The 17,232-nt window shown below is 64.4% G+C and carries 16 protein-coding genes; 10 read left to right on the forward strand and 6 right to left on the reverse strand.

The genetic code is table 11. The features are described 5' to 3' along the window. Nucleotides 1-5 precede the first annotated feature (5 nt). Complete coding sequence (locus CK220_RS12530) at nt 6-1,214, forward strand: cytochrome c peroxidase (protein ID WP_095811826.1); 1,209 nt, start codon at nt 6-8, stop codon at nt 1,212-1,214. 200 nt (nt 1,215-1,414) lie between these two features. Here CK220_RS12530 and CK220_RS12535 read toward each other — a convergent pair whose 3' ends face one another. After that, complete coding sequence (locus CK220_RS12535) at nt 1,415-1,867, reverse strand: Lrp/AsnC ligand binding domain-containing protein (protein ID WP_095811827.1); 453 nt, start codon at nt 1,865-1,867, stop codon at nt 1,415-1,417. Nucleotides 1,868-2,032: 165 nt separating this feature from the next. Between CK220_RS12535 and putA the strand changes: the two genes are divergently transcribed. Continuing rightward, nucleotides 2,033-5,641, forward strand: a complete 3,609-nt coding sequence (gene putA / locus CK220_RS12540; protein ID WP_095811828.1) for a bifunctional proline dehydrogenase/L-glutamate gamma-semialdehyde dehydrogenase PutA — start codon at nt 2,033-2,035, stop codon at nt 5,639-5,641. 35 nt (nt 5,642-5,676) lie between these two features. Here putA and CK220_RS12545 read toward each other — a convergent pair whose 3' ends face one another. From CK220_RS12545 to CK220_RS12560, 4 genes are all read right to left on the reverse strand, one after another. Beyond that, nucleotides 5,677-5,991 (reverse strand): antibiotic biosynthesis monooxygenase, encoded by a 315-nt coding sequence (locus tag CK220_RS12545; RefSeq protein ID WP_095811829.1) that lies wholly within the window; start codon nt 5,989-5,991, stop codon nt 5,677-5,679. Between the two features lie 50 nt (nt 5,992-6,041). After that, nucleotides 6,042-7,013 carry an energy transducer TonB gene (locus CK220_RS12550; protein WP_095811830.1) on the reverse strand — a complete coding sequence of 324 codons (972 nt, stop codon included), beginning with the start codon at nt 7,011-7,013 and terminating at the stop codon, nt 6,042-6,044. 128 nt (nt 7,014-7,141) lie between these two features. Then, nucleotides 7,142-7,534, reverse strand: coding sequence for a hypothetical protein (locus CK220_RS12555; protein ID WP_095811831.1), 393 nt, complete (start codon nt 7,532-7,534; stop codon nt 7,142-7,144). 33 nt (nt 7,535-7,567) lie between these two features. Beyond that, nucleotides 7,568-9,757, reverse strand: coding sequence for a TonB-dependent hemoglobin/transferrin/lactoferrin family receptor (locus tag CK220_RS12560; protein ID WP_095811832.1), 2,190 nt, complete (start codon nt 9,755-9,757; stop codon nt 7,568-7,570). A gap of 203 nt (nt 9,758-9,960) precedes the next feature. Between CK220_RS12560 and hemP the strand changes: the two genes are divergently transcribed. The 5 genes from hemP to CK220_RS12585 are packed head-to-tail and all read left to right on the forward strand — an operon-like array spanning nt 9,961 to nt 14,087. After that, complete coding sequence (hemP, locus tag CK220_RS12565; protein ID WP_095811833.1) at nt 9,961-10,167, forward strand: hemin uptake protein HemP; 207 nt, start codon at nt 9,961-9,963, stop codon at nt 10,165-10,167. A gap of 50 nt (nt 10,168-10,217) precedes the next feature. Beyond that, nucleotides 10,218-11,279, forward strand: coding sequence for a hemin-degrading factor (locus tag CK220_RS12570; protein ID WP_095811965.1), 1,062 nt, complete (start codon nt 10,218-10,220; stop codon nt 11,277-11,279). 11 nt (nt 11,280-11,290) lie between these two features. Continuing rightward, nucleotides 11,291-12,184: a hemin ABC transporter substrate-binding protein gene (locus tag CK220_RS12575; protein WP_095811834.1), complete on the forward strand. Its 894-nt coding sequence runs from the start codon at nt 11,291-11,293 to the stop codon at nt 12,182-12,184. 6 nt (nt 12,185-12,190) lie between these two features. Further along, complete coding sequence (locus CK220_RS12580; protein WP_095811835.1) at nt 12,191-13,291, forward strand: iron ABC transporter permease; 1,101 nt, start codon at nt 12,191-12,193, stop codon at nt 13,289-13,291. Between the two features lie 7 nt (nt 13,292-13,298). After that, a complete protein-coding gene (locus tag CK220_RS12585) occupies nt 13,299-14,087 on the forward strand; it encodes a heme ABC transporter ATP-binding protein (RefSeq protein WP_095811836.1) in 789 nt (262 codons plus the stop codon). On the opposite strand, the gene rirA is transcribed toward CK220_RS12585, so the two are convergent. Beyond that, the gene (rirA, locus tag CK220_RS12590; protein WP_095811837.1) at nt 14,084-14,545 is read right to left on the reverse strand and encodes an iron-responsive transcriptional regulator RirA; all 462 of its coding nucleotides are present in this window, start codon (nt 14,543-14,545) and stop codon (nt 14,084-14,086) included. The genes CK220_RS12585 and rirA overlap by 4 nt on opposite strands. A gap of 197 nt (nt 14,546-14,742) precedes the next feature. On the opposite strand from rirA, the gene CK220_RS12595 reads away from it, so the two are divergent. The 3 genes from CK220_RS12595 to CK220_RS12605 all read left to right on the forward strand — a co-directional run bounded on the left by CK220_RS12595 (nt 14,743) and on the right by CK220_RS12605 (nt 17,219). Beyond that, a complete protein-coding gene (locus tag CK220_RS12595; RefSeq protein ID WP_095811838.1) occupies nt 14,743-16,038 on the forward strand; it encodes a DUF445 domain-containing protein in 1,296 nt (431 codons plus the stop codon). A 67-nt stretch (nt 16,039-16,105) separates the two neighbouring features. Continuing rightward, a complete protein-coding gene (gene phaP / locus CK220_RS12600; protein WP_066999869.1) occupies nt 16,106-16,534 on the forward strand; it encodes a TIGR01841 family phasin in 429 nt (142 codons plus the stop codon). A gap of 187 nt (nt 16,535-16,721) precedes the next feature. After that, the gene (locus tag CK220_RS12605) at nt 16,722-17,219 is read left to right on the forward strand and encodes a MaoC family dehydratase (protein ID WP_066999871.1); all 498 of its coding nucleotides are present in this window, start codon (nt 16,722-16,724) and stop codon (nt 17,217-17,219) included. Nucleotides 17,220-17,232: the final 13 nt, after the last annotated feature.

Below are 17,232 nucleotides of genomic sequence, written 5' to 3' on the forward strand. Positions count from 1 at the left end.
GGCCGATGAAGCGTGTTGTCCGCGTCGCAAGCCTGTCCGCTCTGGCCGCGCTCGCTTTGCTTGGCGGTTGCGGCGAGCCCGAGTTCGGCGACGCCGAGAAGAAGACCATCGCCTCGCTGGCGTTGAACACGCTGCCGGCCCTCAAAGCGGACACGACGAACCAGTATGCCGATGTGCCGGCCGCGGCGGCGCTCGGATCGACGCTGTTCTTCGATGTCGGCATGAGCCGCGACGGCACGGTGTCCTGCTCGACCTGCCACAAGATCGACCGTCAGTTCCAGGACGACCTGCCGCGGGCGGTCGGCGTCGGCCACACCAATCGCCGAACCATGGCGCTGGCCGGCGTGGCGCGCGATCCTTGGTTCTTCTGGGACGGACGTCGCGACAGTTTGTGGGCGCAGGCGCTGACGCCGCTCGAAAACCCGCTCGAGCAGGCCGGCAATCGCGCGGCCTTCGCGCATTACATCAAGAACCGGTTCGGCGAGCGCTATGAGCGCATCTTCGGGCCGCTGCCCGATCTTTCCACCGTGCCAGCCAATGCCAGCCCGCTTGGCACCGAGGCCGAAAAGGCGGCATGGAACGCCATGCCCGCCAGCCAGGCCGAAGACGTCAACCGTGTCTTTGCCAATATCGGCAAGGCGATCGCGGCCTTCGAGCGCTCGATCGAACCGCGGCAGACGCGCTTTGACCGCTTCGCCATTGACCTCGCGACCGGCGCCAAGCCGCAAGGCGACGCGGCCTTCTCGCCGGAAGAGATCCTCGGGCTGAAACTGTTCATCGGCAAGGCCAATTGCGTGACCTGCCATAATGGGCCGCGCTTCACCGACAGTTCGTTCCACAACACCGGCGTGCCGCCGGTCAAGGATCTGCCGCCGGACCGCGGCCGGGTCGATGCCGTGGCTCAAGTCCAGGCCGATCCGTTCAACTGCTCCGGCAAATTCCGCGACGGCGATGAAAGCGCCTGCCGCGAATTACGCTTCATGATGAAGGACGGGCAGCAACTCGTGCGCGCCTACAAGACGCCGTCGCTCAGGGGGGCAGCTACGCGTGCGCCCTACATGCATGCCGGGCAGTTCTCAACCCTCGACGAGGTGGTGGCGCATTATTCGAAAGCGGCGCCCAGCGTCGAAGGCGTTTCTGAGATCCACCCGCTCGAGCTTTCCGATCGCGAGCGCGTGGCTCTGGTGGCGTTTCTGAAGACCCTGTCGGAGTAGCTAGAGCCGGATGATTTCAGGTCGAATCGGCCTGAAATCTGAATCCGGCTCTAAATCGAAGAGATAGAGCATGATGTCGTCCGAAAACCGCTTCACACTTTTCGGCATCATGCTCTAGAGCCAGATCCACTCCGATCTGATCGGGATGGGGCTTATGACCATGATCTTATCGAAACCGGCTTGCACTTCCGGGATCATGGTTATCGGTCCTTCACCGTTTCCATCGCCACGAAGGTCGAAGTCTGCGCCACGTGGGGAAGGGCCGAAATGCGCTCGCCGAGCACGCGGCGGTAGGCGGCGATATCGGTGGTGCGGACCTTCAGGAGATAGTCGAAGCTGGACGCCATCATGTGGCACTGCTCGATCTCCGAAACGCCCTGCACCGCGCGGTTGAACGCGTCGAGCGCCGCCGAGCGCGTATCCGACAGCTTCACCTGGACGAAGGCGACATGGCCTTCGCCCATGCGCTCGCGGTCGACGATCGCGCGATAGCCTCTGATGTAGCCGTCCTTCTCAAGACGCTTCACGCGGGCCTGCACCGGGGTCTTCGACAGGCCGACCTTCAAAGCCAGTTCAGACATTGAAAGCCGGCCGTCTCGGCCGAGCGCGGACAGGATGTTGCGGTCAATCCGGTCCAATTGGTCTTCGTTCATCGATCTGATGGTCAAAATGGCGGGGCTTTAGCCTGCATGATAGTTCAAATGGACCATCCTGTCGATTTCTTTGGACCGACCTGCGCTCCCGGCTGTGCTAGCTTGCGCCAGTCGGTCCCGCGACCGCCGGACCCGCTCGCTAACGCTTGCTCTCATGGACCCGACATGCCGCTCGATGCCATCCGCCAGCAGATCCGCGCCAATTATTTGCCCGACGAAGACGAGGCGGTGAAGCGACTGTCCGCGGCTGCCGGGCTTTCGGCGCAAGAGCGCAAGGCGATCTCGGCGCGCGCGGCCGATCTGGTGCGCGCGGTGCGCGGCTCGACCGACCCTCGGCTGATGGAGGTCTTTCTCTCGGCTTACGGCCTGTCGACCAAGGAAGGCGTGGCGCTGATGTGTCTGGCCGAGGCGCTACTGCGCGTTCCCGATGCGGAGACGATGGACGATCTCATCGCCGACAAGATCGCGCCGCATGACTGGTCGGCGCATTCGGGCAGCTCGAGTTCCATTTTCGTCAACGCCTCGACCTGGGCGCTGATGCTGACCGGCCGCGTGCTCGATGAAGGCGAGGGCGGTATCGAAGGCACGCTGCGCGCCATGGTGAGACGGCTTGGCGAGCCGGTCATCCGCAAGGCGGTGGCGGCGGCAATGCGCGAAATGGGCGAGCAGTTCGTGCTCGGCCGCACCATCGCCGAAGCGGTCAAGCGCGGCCGTCCGATGACGCAGAAGGGCTATCTCTATTCCTTCGACATGCTGGGTGAGGCGGCCCGCACCGAGGCTGATGCGCTACGCTATCACCGCGCCTATGCGGATGCGATTTCCTCGCTCGACGCGGGGTCCAATGGCCCCGACATTCGCTACAACCACGGCATTTCGGTCAAGCTTTCGGCACTGCATCCGCGCTATGAGGTTGCGCAGAAGGAAAAGATGCTGCCGGTGATGGCCGAGCGGCTGTTGTCGCTGGCGCTTGCCGCGCGGCATTCGCGCATGGGTCTCAACATCGACGCCGAAGAGGCCGACCGGCTCGATCTGTCGCTCGATGTCATCGAACGCGTGCTCGCCGAACCGGAGCTTGCCGGCTGGGACGGGTTCGGCGTCGTCGTCCAGGCCTATGGCCCGCGCGCGGCCTTCGTTATCGACTGGCTTTACGCGCTTGCCAAAAAATATGACCGCAACATCATGGTGCGGCTGGTGAAGGGCGCCTATTGGGACACCGAGATCAAGCGGGCGCAGACGCTTGGGCTGACTGGCTACCCGGTCTTCACCCGCAAGACCAACACCGACGTCTCGTATCTGGCCTGCGCGCGAAAACTGCTGTCGATGACCGACCGCATCTATCCGCAATTCGCCACCCACAATGCGCACACGGTGGCTGCCATCCTGTCGATGGCGAAGGATCGCGACTCCTTCGAGTTCCAGCGTCTGCACGGCATGGGCGAATCGCTGCACGAGACGGTGCGCAAGTCTGAAGGGACGCGCTGCCGCATCTACGCGCCGGTCGGCGCGCATTCCGACTTGCTCGCCTATCTGGTGCGGCGGCTCCTGGAAAACGGCGCCAATTCCTCCTTCGTGCATCAGTTGACCGACGAGGAGGTCGAGCCGGAAGAAATCGCCAGCGACCCGCTGGAGGCTGTAGAGAAACAAGGCCCCGCCGCCAATCCGGCGATCGCGCGGCCCGCCGCGATCTTCGGCGCCCACCGGCGCAATTCAAAAGGGTTCGACATCAGCGATCCGGTGATGCTTGCAGCCATCGAGAGGGCACGGGCGGAATTCGCCGGAGCGGATCGCTGGCATGCCAAGCCGATCACGCGCGCCGCCGGCTACGGCAAGCAGCGCCAGATCGTCAACCCGGCCAAGCCCGACGAGGTTGTCGGCACGGTGCATGAGGCGGCGGCCAAGCAGGTGGCGACCGCCGTGCGAATCGCTGTGGAGGCGCAGCCGGCCTGGGCAAAACGCCCGGTTGCCGAGCGCGCCGCGATCCTCAACCGCGCCGCCGACCTCTACGAGGCCAACGCCGCCGAGTTCTTCGCTTTGGCCACTCGAGAGGCCGGCAAGTCGTTGGCCGACGGGGTCGCCGAAGTGCGCGAGGCGGTCGATTTCCTGCGTTATTATGCGGCCGAGGCGGCGAATGCCGAAGCGGGCACTGAAGCCCGTGGCGCGATCGTCTGCATCTCGCCGTGGAATTTCCCGCTGGCCATCTTCACCGGCCAGATCGCGGCGGCGCTCGTCACCGGCAATTCGGTGATCGCCAAGCCCGCCGAGCAGACGCCGCTGATCGCCTTCCGCGCCGTCGAGATGCTGCGCGAGGCCGGCGTGCCGGAGGATATCATCCAGCTCCTGCCGGGTGACGGCGCGTCGGTCGGCGCGCCGCTCACCGCCGACCCGCGCATCGCAGGTGTCTGCTTTACCGGCTCGACCGAGGTCGCCAAGCTGATAGAAAAACAGCTGGCCGAAACCGCGGCGCCCGATGCCATGCTGATTGCCGAGACGGGCGGGCTGAACGCCATGATCGTCGATTCCACGGCGCTTCCCGAGCAGGCGGTGCGCGACATCCTTGCCTCCGCCTTCCAGAGCGCCGGCCAACGCTGCTCGGCGCTGCGCGTGCTCTACGTCCAGAAGGACGTCGAGAAGAAGATGCTCGCCATGCTGAAGGGCGCAATGGAGGCCCTCAACGTCGGCGATCCATGGCTGATATCGACCGATGTCGGCCCGGTCATCGATGATGAGGCGCAGGCCTCGATCAGCGACTACTGCAAGAAGAAGGGGCTGGAGGGCCGGCTGATCGGCAAGCTGGAAGCGCCGGCTACCGGCCGCTTCGTCGCGCCGCATGTCTTTCGGGTAAAAGGCATCGAGGAGATGGAACGCGAAGTGTTCGGCCCGGTGCTGCATGTCGCGACCTTCGACGCCGACGACATCGACGCGGTGATTGCCGGCATCAACCGCAAGGGCTACGGCCTGACCTTCGGCCTGCACACCCGCATCGAGGGCCGGGTCCAGCATTTCGTCGATGGCATCCATGCCGGCAACATCTATGTCAACCGCAACCAGATCGGCGCCGTCGTCGGCTCGCAGCCCTTCGGCGGCGAGGGTCTGTCCGGCACCGGGCCAAAGGCCGGCGGGCCGCATTATCTGCGCCGCTTCCGCAAGGGCCCGGAGGCGGGTACGGAAGTCGGCGACGGCCACAAGGTGACGGCGACGGAACTCGCCGACAATCTGCCGGACCCGACGCTTGGCGGCTGGTCGACGCGACCCGATCGCGTGGCGATTCTGAGAAAACATCTGCGCGGCAAGGGGGCTGCGGCCATCGCCGCCGCAGCGAGCCTCGATTTCGGCCAGGTCGACCTGCCGGGCCCGACCGGCGAGGCCAACACGCTGTCGCTCGCCCCGCGCGGCCGGGTGCTCTGCCTGGGACCGGACACCGAGACGCTGCTTGCGCAGACAATCCAGGCTTTAGCCGCCGGTAACGCCGTTCTGGCAGTGGCGCCAGGCGCGCCGGCGGCGCTGTCGGCGCTGACCGGCAAGGGCCTGCCGCTGGCGGCGATCGACGGCCGGCCGGACCCGGTCGAAGCGCGGTCGCTGCGCGTCGATGTCGTCGCCTTCTCCGGCACGCCGGAAGCGGCGCGGATCGTGCGCAAGGTGATTGCCGAGCGCGCCGGGCCGATCGTGCCGCTGGTCAGCGAAGTGCTTAATCCGGCAGCCTATGCGCATGAGCGCGCGGTCTGCGTCGACACCACGGCGGCCGGCGGCAATGCGAGTCTGCTTGCGGCTGCCTAGTTGGCCCGAGACGATCACGTTTCGAGGTGGCGCGGTTAGGCGCCCTCGACCACTGAGAACCCTTCGAACTGCGGATGGCCGAGATAGTGAACCTTCGAGCCGCCAGCGTTGCGATGGGCGGCGCGGAAATTCTCTGACTTCGTCCAGGCGACGAAATCCTCCTGGCTTGCCCAGACGGTGTGTGAAGCAAACAGCGTATAGCCGTCCGTCTCGTTGACGGGACCGCGCAGCAGATGGAACTCCTTGAAGCCCTGCATTTCGGAAAGGCTGGAGTCGCGGTTCTTCCAGACGTCCTCGAAGGCTTCTTCCGAGCCGTTCCGGACCTTGAAGCGGTTCATGGCGATATACATTGGCTTCCTTTCGAAATGAACGAATTCTGACGTTTAGGATGGCGAAAGCTTTAAAAAGGGCCAATCCGCGCCTTGAACACCCAACTTGATTTTCCGGTCTCGGGTGGAATGGGAGGGAACGGGGCTTGCTTGCGCACCAGCGTCAAAGCGAACTGATCGAGCTCGGCGGACCCTGAACTTTCAGTGAGCTGCAGGTCGCTGACGCTGCCGTCGGCCGCGACGACGAAAACCACCCTGGCATTGTTGCGAGCCTTGGCCTGGATCGATTTCGAAACGCGACGGTTGGCGCGGGCGAGCTTCTTCTGGATTTCACCGCTGTAGCGGGACTCCAGGGCATTGCCGGCGGCGGCCTGTTTCTTGCCCTTGCTTGCGATGACCGGCGCATCGCGCGCGTCGCCATCTGCTGCTTCCGTGCCGCGCGTTTCGACGGGTTCGCCTGACCCTGCCGATCCGGCTGGTGCGCTCGACACCGCTGCCGGGGCTGGCGGCTGCTCGGGCTCGGCAGGGCGCGCCTCGGCGCTTTGAGGTTCGGTCGCCGGTGTCGGTTCGCTGCCAGTGAGAACACTCCAATCATCTTGGCGCGCTATCGCGACCGCCAGGATATCCGGCGTGGAGGCGGGCTCCTTGGCGGCTTCGGCCGGAGGCCGAGGCGTCACCGGTTCGCTTGCCGGTTGCGGCGCCTCAGTCGGTGGCGTTGGCTGGACAGCCTGGCGTTTCGCCGGCTGCGGATCCGGCACCAGGGTCACGTCCATCGCGCCGGACGCCTCATCATTCAAGGCGCTGCCCATGGCATCGGCGCCGGACTGATCGGTGCCTTCGGCCTGAATCGCGTCCATGGAGTCGAATGTCCCGGCAGGCGCGAGCAGGAACGCGCCCGCCGCAGCGCCATGGAGCACGGCGGAAGCGATGATCGCCACCGGCCATTTGCGATGCCCGGCCGATTGCCGCGGCTGCATGAGCGGCTCGGCCGGCGTGACCGCGGGTTCGCTGTCCGCGTCGGAGGGGTGATTGATGTCCTGCATGTCTCGCGCCGAGACCTGCAGGACGCGACAAGGAATTGTCAAATCAAGATCGGTTGCCGCCCATGGCGGCGGACCGTTGGCAGGCCACGCCATGACGTCTTGCGGGAAGGCCGGACGCAATCCCACCTCTACACGCCAAAAGCGACGGCGGTCTTGGTCGAGGTTTTGAGGCCGCGCATGCACGTCGCAGGCTCGACGCCGGTTCCCGCGCATTCCGTCGCGCTGTTGATCAGCACGCGGCCAAGCTTGCCGCAGTCGGCGCCGGCCAGGTCGAAGCGCGTGACTTTCGTCTTGCCGGCCGGCAGATTCTTGAAGTCGAGCACGGTAAGGCGATCGACGACACCGGCCTCGTTGAAAAACGCGATCTCGAAAGCCGCTTTCGACAGGTCGGCACCGAGCGCGTTATTGACGACGAAGGTCAGCCGGCAGCCCTTGTCGGAAGGTTGCGCGGCGTTGAGCTCGAGATTGAGGGCCGGAGCCGGCGCGGACTGGGCCCGCGCCGGCTCCGGGCCGCAAGACATCGCCAGCGCCGGGGTCGTCAAAGTTCATGGTTCTCAGCCTCCGAAGCGCATGGTTGCCGCAAGCTTCAGCGTGACGCCCGGTTCGTAGAGGACGGCAGTCGTGCTGCCGTTGAGCGGATTGGTGTATTTGACGTCGAACAGATTGTCGGCGCGGAAGTCGAGCTTGAGATTGTCGGTCGTCTGGTAGCTGGCAAAGGCATTGACCAGCGTATAGTCCTTGGCCACCGGATTGCCCTTGGGCTTGCCGTTATATTGCACTTCACCGCCGACGGTGAGCTTGTCCTCCAGGAAGCGCAGGCCGAGCTGCGCCGTCACCTGCGAGGAGGGAATGGTCGCAAGGGCGGCCCGCTCGCCTTCATACGAGATGGTGTGGCCGTTGACGATGGAGGCCGAAAGGCCCGCATAGCCCCAGCCGGCGTCATAGACGCTTTCCAGTTCGAAACCGTCGATCTTGGCCTTGGCGAAGTTCTGGTACTGGAAGCAGATCGGGATGCCCGGGCCGAACGGGCAGCCGCTGGTCGGGTCGAAGGCCGACAGCGTGACGCCGTCGATATAGTCTTCGACATTGTTGTTGAAATAGGCGGCCTTGAGCCGCAGAGCGTCGCCGCCTTCGAAAATGTCGTTCTGCTTGTAGTTGACGCCTAACTCGACGGTCTTGCCGGTCTCAGGCTTGAGATTCGGATTGGGCAGGAAGGGAAAGGTGACGCCGGCCGGATGGTTACCGCTGATCAACGTCTCCGTCAGCGAGGGTGAGCGGTAGCCTTCCGCATAGGTGCCGTAAAACTGCAGGCCGGCGAGGCCAGCGCTTTCGAAGGGCGATACGCCGACGGTGATGCGCGGCGACAGCCGGTCGCCCGATGTCTCGTGCTCGGAGTCCTTCAGGCTGTAATTGTCGTAGCGCAGGCCGGTGATGACCTCTAGCCATTCCCAGGTCAGCTTGTCCTGGACATAGGCGCCGGAGACGTTGCGCTTACCTGACGGCGTGTAGAAGCTGTCGCCGCCGGCTGTGCCCCCGGTTTCGACGTCGTCGCCGACCCAGTCGCCACCGTAAGTCAACTCATGCGAGATGCCGGCGGTCTCGAAGCGCGACGTGTTCCATATGTCGATGCCGGTCGTCCCGACATCGAAAGTCGACAGCGAGCCGGCGGGCAGCACCACGGGCAGGCCGGTCGTCGGATCGAACCGGTTCTGCGGAACGAGCGTCGTCAGATCGAGAAGCGTCTTGTTGTAGGAGGCGTTGATGTGGAGATCGAGCCAGCTTTTGGCATCGTCGGTGATGTTGTAGCGGGCCGTGAAGGTGTTCGACTTGAGGTCGACGTCGTTGGCGGGAACGCCACCGCTGGTTTCCGTCCAGTTGTCGCTCGAGCCGACCCAGCCGAGCTTAAATTCGCTGTTCTCGGTCGGGCGAATGGTGGTCTTCAGCAGGCCGCTCAGCACGTCGAAGCCGGTGCCGGCAACAGTGTCGCCGCCACCGTTCTTGTAGTCGCCGTAGTCGCGGTAGACGATGTTGCCCAGAACGTCCCAGTTCTCGTTGATCCGGTAGGCGCCGCTGGCGCTGGTGGTCCAGCCGTTGCCGTTGGTTTCATAGCGCCCGGTCAGCGATCCGGCCCAGGTCTCTTCCGGCTTGAGGAAATCCTCGGCGTCCTTGGTGTCGAAAAAGACGACGCCGCCGATGGCGCCGGAGCCATAGGTGTTGGCGACCGGGCCACGGATCACGTCGACGGATTTGATGAGCTCGGGATCGACATAGAAGGTCGACTGCGTGCCATGGTCCGAGCGCTGGAAATCCTGCCTCGCGCCGTCGACAATCACCGCGACGCGGCCGAAATCCTGCAGGCCGCGGATGTTGATGCTGGAGCTGACACGCCGCGCGTCGGCCTGCACGGCAACTCCCGGCACGCCAAGGAGCATCTCGTTCGGCGTCGTCGCCATGCGGCGCTCAAGCTGTTCCTTGTCGACATGGCTGGCCAAGGCCAGCGACTGGATCGCCGTCTCGCCGGTGCGGCTGATGACGAGAATCTTGTCGAGCAGCGTCGAGTCGCCCGCACTTTTCTGATCAGTCTTCTTTGTCTGGTCGCTCTGCTGGTCAGCCGCCGGCTGGGTGGCCTGTTGCGCTTTGGCCGCCGGCATACAGAGCGCGATTGCCGCCGCGCCAGCCAGCAAGGCCGCCATTTCCTTCGCCATCGACCGATCTGTCGGCCGTCCCCAATTCACCAACCCCATGCCCCAACTCCAAATCCTCAGGCTCGATGCTGGCTGGCGCGGGGCTCGCTCGCATTTTTGATCGCGTCCGGCGTCTTAAATGTTGACTCATTTAGTCCGGTAATGCACGACTAGTAAACATGATAAATCGAGTCAAGAATTGAATCGGCATTTGACGAGGCGACCGGCCCGGTGGCCGGCACAGGAAAAAGGGACCGAATGAGATGAACAGCCATAACGCAAACGACTTTCGCTACCGCGTCCGCCGTTCCGACGACATGCCCGCGCGTTTCGAGCGCGTGCCGATGTCGGTGCGGACGCTCTCCAGCAACGCGCTGTTCCAGGGTGAGCATGAGATCGGCATCGAACATCATGGTGCGCTCTACCGGTTGAAGATCACCCGCCAGGGCAAGCTGATCCTCAACAAGTGAGCACAATCGGCAGGCGGAACAGAGCAGACAAAAGTGGGCAGATGGACGACATGGACCAGCGCGTAAGACCATCGCCGGACGAGATCCGGCGGGCACGGGAAGACAATCCGAAAATGCGCGAGCGCGATCTGGCGGCCCAACTCGGCATCTCGGAAGCGGAACTGGTCGCGGTGCATTGCGGCCATGGAGCCGTGCGCGTCGAGCCGCGCGTCAACGACCTGCTGAGCGGCCTTGAAGCGGTCGGCGAAGTGATGGCGCTGACCCGCAACGAAAGCGCCGTGCACGAAAAGATCGGCGTCTACGACAAGGTCGTCACCGGCAACCACAACGCCATGGTGCTCGGCGAGAACATCGACCTGCGCATCTTCCCGAAAGTGTGGGCACATGGCTTTGCCGTCGAGAAACGCGACGGCAGCGAGATCCGCCGCAGCCTGCAGTTCTTCGATGCGGCCGGCGAGGCCGTTCACAAGGTGCATCTGCGGCCGGCCTCGAACCTCTATGCTTACCAGAAGCTGGTGGCGAGCCTTGAATCGTCGAACCAGGAGCCGACGATCGCGATCGCCTCAAGCGCGCCGGAAGGCGAAGTGGAGGCCCAAGGCTCGGTAGCCAGCATCGACGACCTCCGCGACCGCTGGAGCCGGATGACCGACGTGCATCAGTTCTTCGGCATGCTGAAGACGCTGAAGCTCAGCCGTCGTGAGGCGGTGCGCATGGTCGGCCAGGACTATGCATGGCTGCTCGACAATGATGCCGTCGGCGCCATGTTCCACCACGCGGCGGAAGGCGAGATGCCGATCATGTGCTTCGTCGGCAACCGCGGCTGCATCCAGATCCATTCCGGCCCGATCAAGTCGGTCAAGCCGATGGGACCGTGGATCAACGTGCTCGACGAGATCTTCCACCTGCATCTCAGGACCGATCACATCCATGAAGTCTGGGCGGTGCGCAAGCCGACCAAGGATGGCCATGTCACGTCGCTCGAGGCTTATGACGCCAAGGGAGGCATGATCATCCAGTTCTTCGGCAAGCGCCACGAAGGCGAGGGCGAGCGCGAAGACTGGCGCTTCCTGGCCGAGAACCTGCCCCGCATTCCCAGCCCGACCGCTGCATGAGGCAAGACCCGATGCGTGGCGTTCTCCGTTTCCGCTCTGCGCTTGCGCCGCTGATCGGCGTTCTGCTTGCCGCCGCCGCTCTGCCTGCCGGAGCCGATGAAGATACGCACGTCTTCTCCGACACCTCGCGGATCGCCTCCATCGGCGGCTCGATCACCGAGATCGTCTATGCGCTCGGCGAGGAAGGTCATCTCATTGCCCGCGATTCTACCAGCCTTTTCCCGCAAGCCGCGCAGAAATTGCCCGATGTCGGCTACATGCGCGCGCTGTCGCCGGAAGGCGTTCTGTCGGTCAATCCGTCGGGGATTCTCGCCCTGCATGGCAGCGGCCCGAAGGAAACCGTCGACGTGCTGAAGAAGTCGAGCGTGCCCTTTATCGAGGTGCCGGAGCGCTACAGCCATGAAGGCGTCCTCGAAAAGATCCGCATAGTCGGCAAGGCGCTGGGGATCGAGGCCAAGGCGGAGAAGCTCGCTGCGGAGACGGACGCGAAGCTGACGGCGGCCGAGAAGCAGACGGCTTCGATCAAGGAGCGCAAGCGCGTGCTGTTCGTGCTGTCGATCCAGGGTGGCAAGATTCTTGCCGCGGGCAGGGATACGGCCGGCGACGGCATCATCAAGCTTGCCGGCGCCGTCAATGCGGTCGAGGGGTTTTCCGGCTATAAGCAGATGTCCGACGAGGCGATCGTCACCGCAAGGCCGGATGTGATCCTGATGATGAAGAACGCCGGTCCGCCGATCCCGGAAGCTGAGCTGTTCGCCAGCCCCTCGATCGCTTCGACGCCCGCGGGCGCTGCCCGCAAGCTGATCAGCATGGATGGCGGCTATCTGCTGGGCTTCGGGCCGCGCACGGCGGAAGCGATTCACGATCTGGCTGTTTCGCTCTACGGCAATCAGGTCGCGGACTGAGCGGTGATGGCCGAACAGTCGATTGCGGGCCCGGCGGGCAGGGTGATGGCAGCCGATGGCGACCGCTCGGCGCGGGCAGGGATCGTCATCCTGCTTTTGTCTGTCGCACTTGCGCTGTCCATATTCCTGTCGCTGACCTCGGGCGCTTCGGACGCGTCCGCCGTTCGCGTCATCCGCGACTGGCTGACCGGAGCCGTGCCGGCCGATACGGCGCTCGCCGCGCGCGACCGGCTGATCGTCTATGACATCCGCATGCCGCGCGTGCTGCTCGGCGTGCTGATCGGCGCCGCGCTTGCCGTCTCCGGCGCGGTGATGCAGGGCCTGTTTCGCAATCCGCTCGCCGATCCCGGCCTGATCGGCGTCTCGGCCGGATCGAGCCTTGGCGCGGTGGCGGTCATCGTGCTCGGCACGACCTGGCTTGCGCCTGTCACGCTCGCCCTCGGCACGCTCGCCCTGCCGCTGGCAGCCTTCTTCGGCGGCCTGGCGGTGACCTTCCTGCTCTATGCCATCGCGACGCGCCAGGGCCAGACATCGGTCGCCACGATGCTGCTCGCCGGCCTGGCGATCGCCGCGCTTGCCATGGCGCTCACCGGCATACTGGTCTTCGTGGCCGACGACCGGCAACTGCGCGACCTGACCTTCTGGCAGCTCGGCTCGCTCGCCGGCGCGACATGGCCGAAGATCGGCACCATTGGCCCCGTGATCGCGCTGGCGCTGGCGACGATGCCGTTCCTGTCGCGCGGCCTCAATTCGCTGGCGCTCGGCGAGGCTGCCGCAAGCCATCTCGGCATTCCGGTGCAACGGCTGAAATACACGGCCATCGTCGGGGTTTCGGCGGCGGTCGGCGCGTCTGTCGCTGTCAGTGGGGGCATCGGCTTCATCGGCATAGTCGTGCCGCATCTGTTGCGCCTCGCGATCGGTCCCGACAACCGCTACCTTTTGCCGGCCTCGGCCTTGCTCGGCGGCTCGCTGCTTCTGCTTGCCGACGCGGTCGCCCGTACCGTCGTCGCTCCGGCCGAACTGCCGATCGGCATCGTCACGGCAGTGGCCGGCGCGCCGTTCTTCCTGTGGATCCTGCTGCGCAAGCGCGGCATCGTCGATTTGTGAGCTGCCGATGATCGAAGCAGACGACATCTCCGTGGCGATCGGCTCCAAGCGCATCGTGTCGCATGTCGATTTCGCGGCACGGCCGGGCGAGGTAACGGCGATCGTCGGGCCGAACGGGTCGGGCAAGACGACGCTGCTCAAGGCGCTGACGGGCGAGCTCTCCTATACCGGCACTGTCACCCTCAATGGCCGAGACCTGGTTTCCATGAAGCCGGTGGAGGCAGCGACGCATCGCGCCGTGCTGCCGCAGTCCACCACGCTGTCCTTTCCCTTCACGGTGCTAGAGATCGTTCGTCTCGGCCTGATCGGCGGGCGTTCCGGGGTGCTGCCCGGCGAGGATGCGCGCTTGCCCGAGCGGGCGCTGGCGCGCGTCGATCTCGACGGCTTTGCCGGCCGCTTCTACCAGGAGCTTTCAGGCGGCGAGCAGCAGCGCGTCCAGCTTGCCCGTGTGCTATGCCAGGTCTGGGCGCCGGTGCTCGAGGGCAGGCCGCGCTATCTTTTCCTCGACGAGCCTGTCTCCAGCCTCGACGTCAAGCACCAGCTCATCATCATGAATATTGCGCGCGATTTCGCCCGGCGCGGCGGCGGCGTGGTGGCGATCCTGCACGACCTCAATTTGACGGCCATGTATGCCGATCGGATTTTCGTGCTCTCTCGTGGCCAGCTGGCTGCCGCCGGCTCACCGCAAGACGTGCTCAATGACGAGCTGATCGAAAAGGTGTTCGACTGCCGGCTCAAGGTCGGCGCTCTGCCTGCTGGAAGCGTTCCGTTCGTGTTGCCGCAATCGGCAGCTTAGGCGGCCGGGGCGCGCTGCTCCAGGAGGTCGATGCCAAGCAGGTGGCGCACGTTCGGGCGCGCCGCGACGAGGTCGGCGATCGTGTAGCGGGAGAGCACGGCGAAGAAGGCGTTGAGCGCTTCGCGCAGCGCCGAATTCAAGGCGCAGCTGTCGATCAGCGGGCATTCGGCGGCGTCGTTCTCGAAGCATTCGGCCATGGCGAAGCTCTCTTCGGTGACGCGCACGACGTCGAACAGGCTGATCTGCTCGGCCGGGCGGCCGAGCCTGACGCCGCCATTGCGGCCGCGCACCGTCTCGACAAGGCCTGCCTCGACCAGCGGCTGCAGAATCTTGAACAAAAACAGCTCAGAAACCGAATAGGCGGTGGCGATCTCAGGGATGCGGCTCAGCCGGTCGCTGTTCGCGGCGCAATACATCAGTATGCGCATCGCATAGTTGGTCTGGCGCGTGAGCCGCATGGTATCCTCGCGAAAACTTAGCTTGGGCGGAATATGGCTCATAGTTTGGAACAATTCCAGACTGGACCGCTACATAGCTGAATAACCTTGTCAACTTTTTGTGCATGTCGGCCGCATCGCACCGCAATGCGCTTTGAGCGAGCGTTTCGCCGGAGCAGGCCCTAGATAAGTCCGGGTGCAATAGGGAAGGCCTTTCCATGTCACAATCAGCTCAGGCCCTCGCGCCGGTTCGATTCGACGCCGATGCGCAGGCAAAGCTCTCGGCATTGCGGCGGACCAAGTTCGTCGCCGCCGCAGCGCTTGGCCTATGCATCCTTGTCTTCGCGCTCGCCAAGCCTTTCGAGGTCACCCATCCGTGGCTCGGCTTTGTTGCCGCGTTCGCCGAGGCGGCGATCATTGGCGGCCTCGCCGACTGGTATGCGGTCGTGGCGTTGTTCAGGCGCCCGCTCGGGCTGCCGATCCCGCACACTGCCATCATTCCTGAGAACCAGCACCGCATCGCCGACAATCTCGGCCGGTTCATCGAGGCCAATTTCCTCGCGCCGGAGCCCGTGCGGGAAAAGCTCGCCGAGGTCGACTTTGCCGCCCTCGTAGCCGACTGGCTGGCCGACGCCGAACGCGCCGCCGACCTGTCGCGATTCGTCGCCCGGCTGGTGCCGCAGACGCTAACCGCTGTGGAACAGTCCGGGCTGCGCGACTTCGTCACCAGTCGCCTGCTGGAGCAGATCGAAAAGGTGCCGCTGGCGCCTTTAGCCGCGGAGCTGTTGTCGGCGCTCACCGACGACCGCCGCCACCAAAAACTGTTCGACGAGTTCACCAGGGTGGTCGGGCGCTTCCTGAACGACGAGAAGGCGCTGGCGACGATGCGCGAAAAGATCCGCGAGGAACTGCCGTCGCTATTCAACCTGTTTCGCGCCGACGCCTATCTGCTCAAGAAGATTGTCGCTTCCGCCGGGTTGCTGCTGGAGGAGGTGCGGGCCGATCCCGATCATCCGGCGCGCGCCGAGTTCGACCGTTTCGCTCTCGGTTTCGTCGAGCGGCTCAGGACGTCGAAGCAATATGCAAGACGCGCCGAAAAGCTGAAGCGCGATTTCCTGGGCCGTCCGGAAGTCAGGGCTCTGGCCGGGGACACATGGGCAAGCCTGCGCCTGTTCATCGAGCAGGACGCCAACGCGGCCAATTCGATGATCCGCGAGCACCTCGCCAACCTGTTCGTCGAGGTCGGCCGACATTTGGCCGACGATGCCCAGATCAGGGCCGACATGAACCAGGGTTTTGTTGTGGCGCTCGCTTCGTTCGTCGAAAGCCAGAAGAGCGGCGTCTCGAAATTCATCGCCGATCAGGTCAAGCGCTGGGATCTGGCCCAGCTGACGCGGCTGATCGAGATCAATATCGGCAAGGACCTGCAGTATATCCGGTTCAACGGCATGGTGATCGGCGGTCTGGCCGGTTTGGCGCTCTATACGGCGGAGCGGCTGCTTCTCCTCAATTGACGCGGACCGGGCGCGCACTATTCTCCCTAGTGGGCGCTGCAAAAGCGGCAGATCGGGAGGCGACGACATGGCAAGACAACCGGAATCCGACTCTTTTCTGGACATCTTCAGCAGGTTCGGCCGCGACTTGAAGCTGCCGAAGGTCGACATTCAGGCGATCCTCGATCACCACCGTAGGAATCTCGAGGCTCTGGAGAAGTCGGCCAGGGCAAGTGCCGCCGGCGCGTCATCCATTCTGTCGAGACAGCACGAAATGGTGCAGGAGGCGCTCGGCGAAATTACCCGGATGGCACGCAACTACCAGCCTCCAGGCAATCCGCAGGAGTTGATGACGAAGCAGGTGGATTTCGCCAGGAAATCCTTCGAGACAACGCTGAAGAATGCCGGCGAGGTCGCCGACCTGGTCCGGAAGTCCGGCACCGAATCGGTCGAAATCCTGCGCGACAGGATCAAGGACGCGATGGCGGAAATCCGGGCCGGCTACGACGGGAAGTGAGCAATCCGGGGCGCCTGATCCGGTCTTCCGGATCGGGTCCAGGCGGCTGAACATCGGCGCGTGCGGCTGCGCGTTCGCTGCCTGCCGTAAAACCGTCAACTCTAAGGGTCAAATCGAGGCGCCGCGAATTGACAGGAGCCGTCGGTTCATGGTCGGGAGATTGGCAGAAGCCAGCAGGAAAGCAGGAATGACGGAAAATCGGCCGAGAACGCCGCCGACCTTCGAACAGTTGCGGACAATGGCCGGCCAGGAGATCGGCGTGTCGGACTGGACGACGGTCGACCAACAGCGCATCGACCAGTTTGCCCAATGCACGGGGGACCACCAGTGGATACATGTCGATCCGGAGCGCGCGAAGCGGCAGAGCCCGTTCCGCACTACGATCGCGCATGGCTATCTGACGCTGTCGATCATCGGCGCGCTGGCGCTGGAGATGGGCATCGTGCCGGAAAACACGCAAGCCGCCTTCAACTACGGCTTCGACAAAGTGCGCTTCCTGGCGCCGGTGAAGTCCGGCGCGCGTATCCGGCTGCGCACGACGCTGCTCACCATGGAAGACCGCGGCCCCGGCCAATATCTGATGAAGGCCGCGAACACCGTCGAGATCGAGGGCGAGCAGAAGCCGGCGCTCACCGCCGAGACGCTGGTGATGATGTATGAGCGCCGCAAGCGGGCAGGCGCCTAAGAACTGCCGCTGC

It is taken from the genome of Mesorhizobium sp. WSM3860, from assembly GCF_002294995.1.
Taxonomy (GTDB): Bacteria; Pseudomonadota; Alphaproteobacteria; order Rhizobiales; family Rhizobiaceae; genus Mesorhizobium.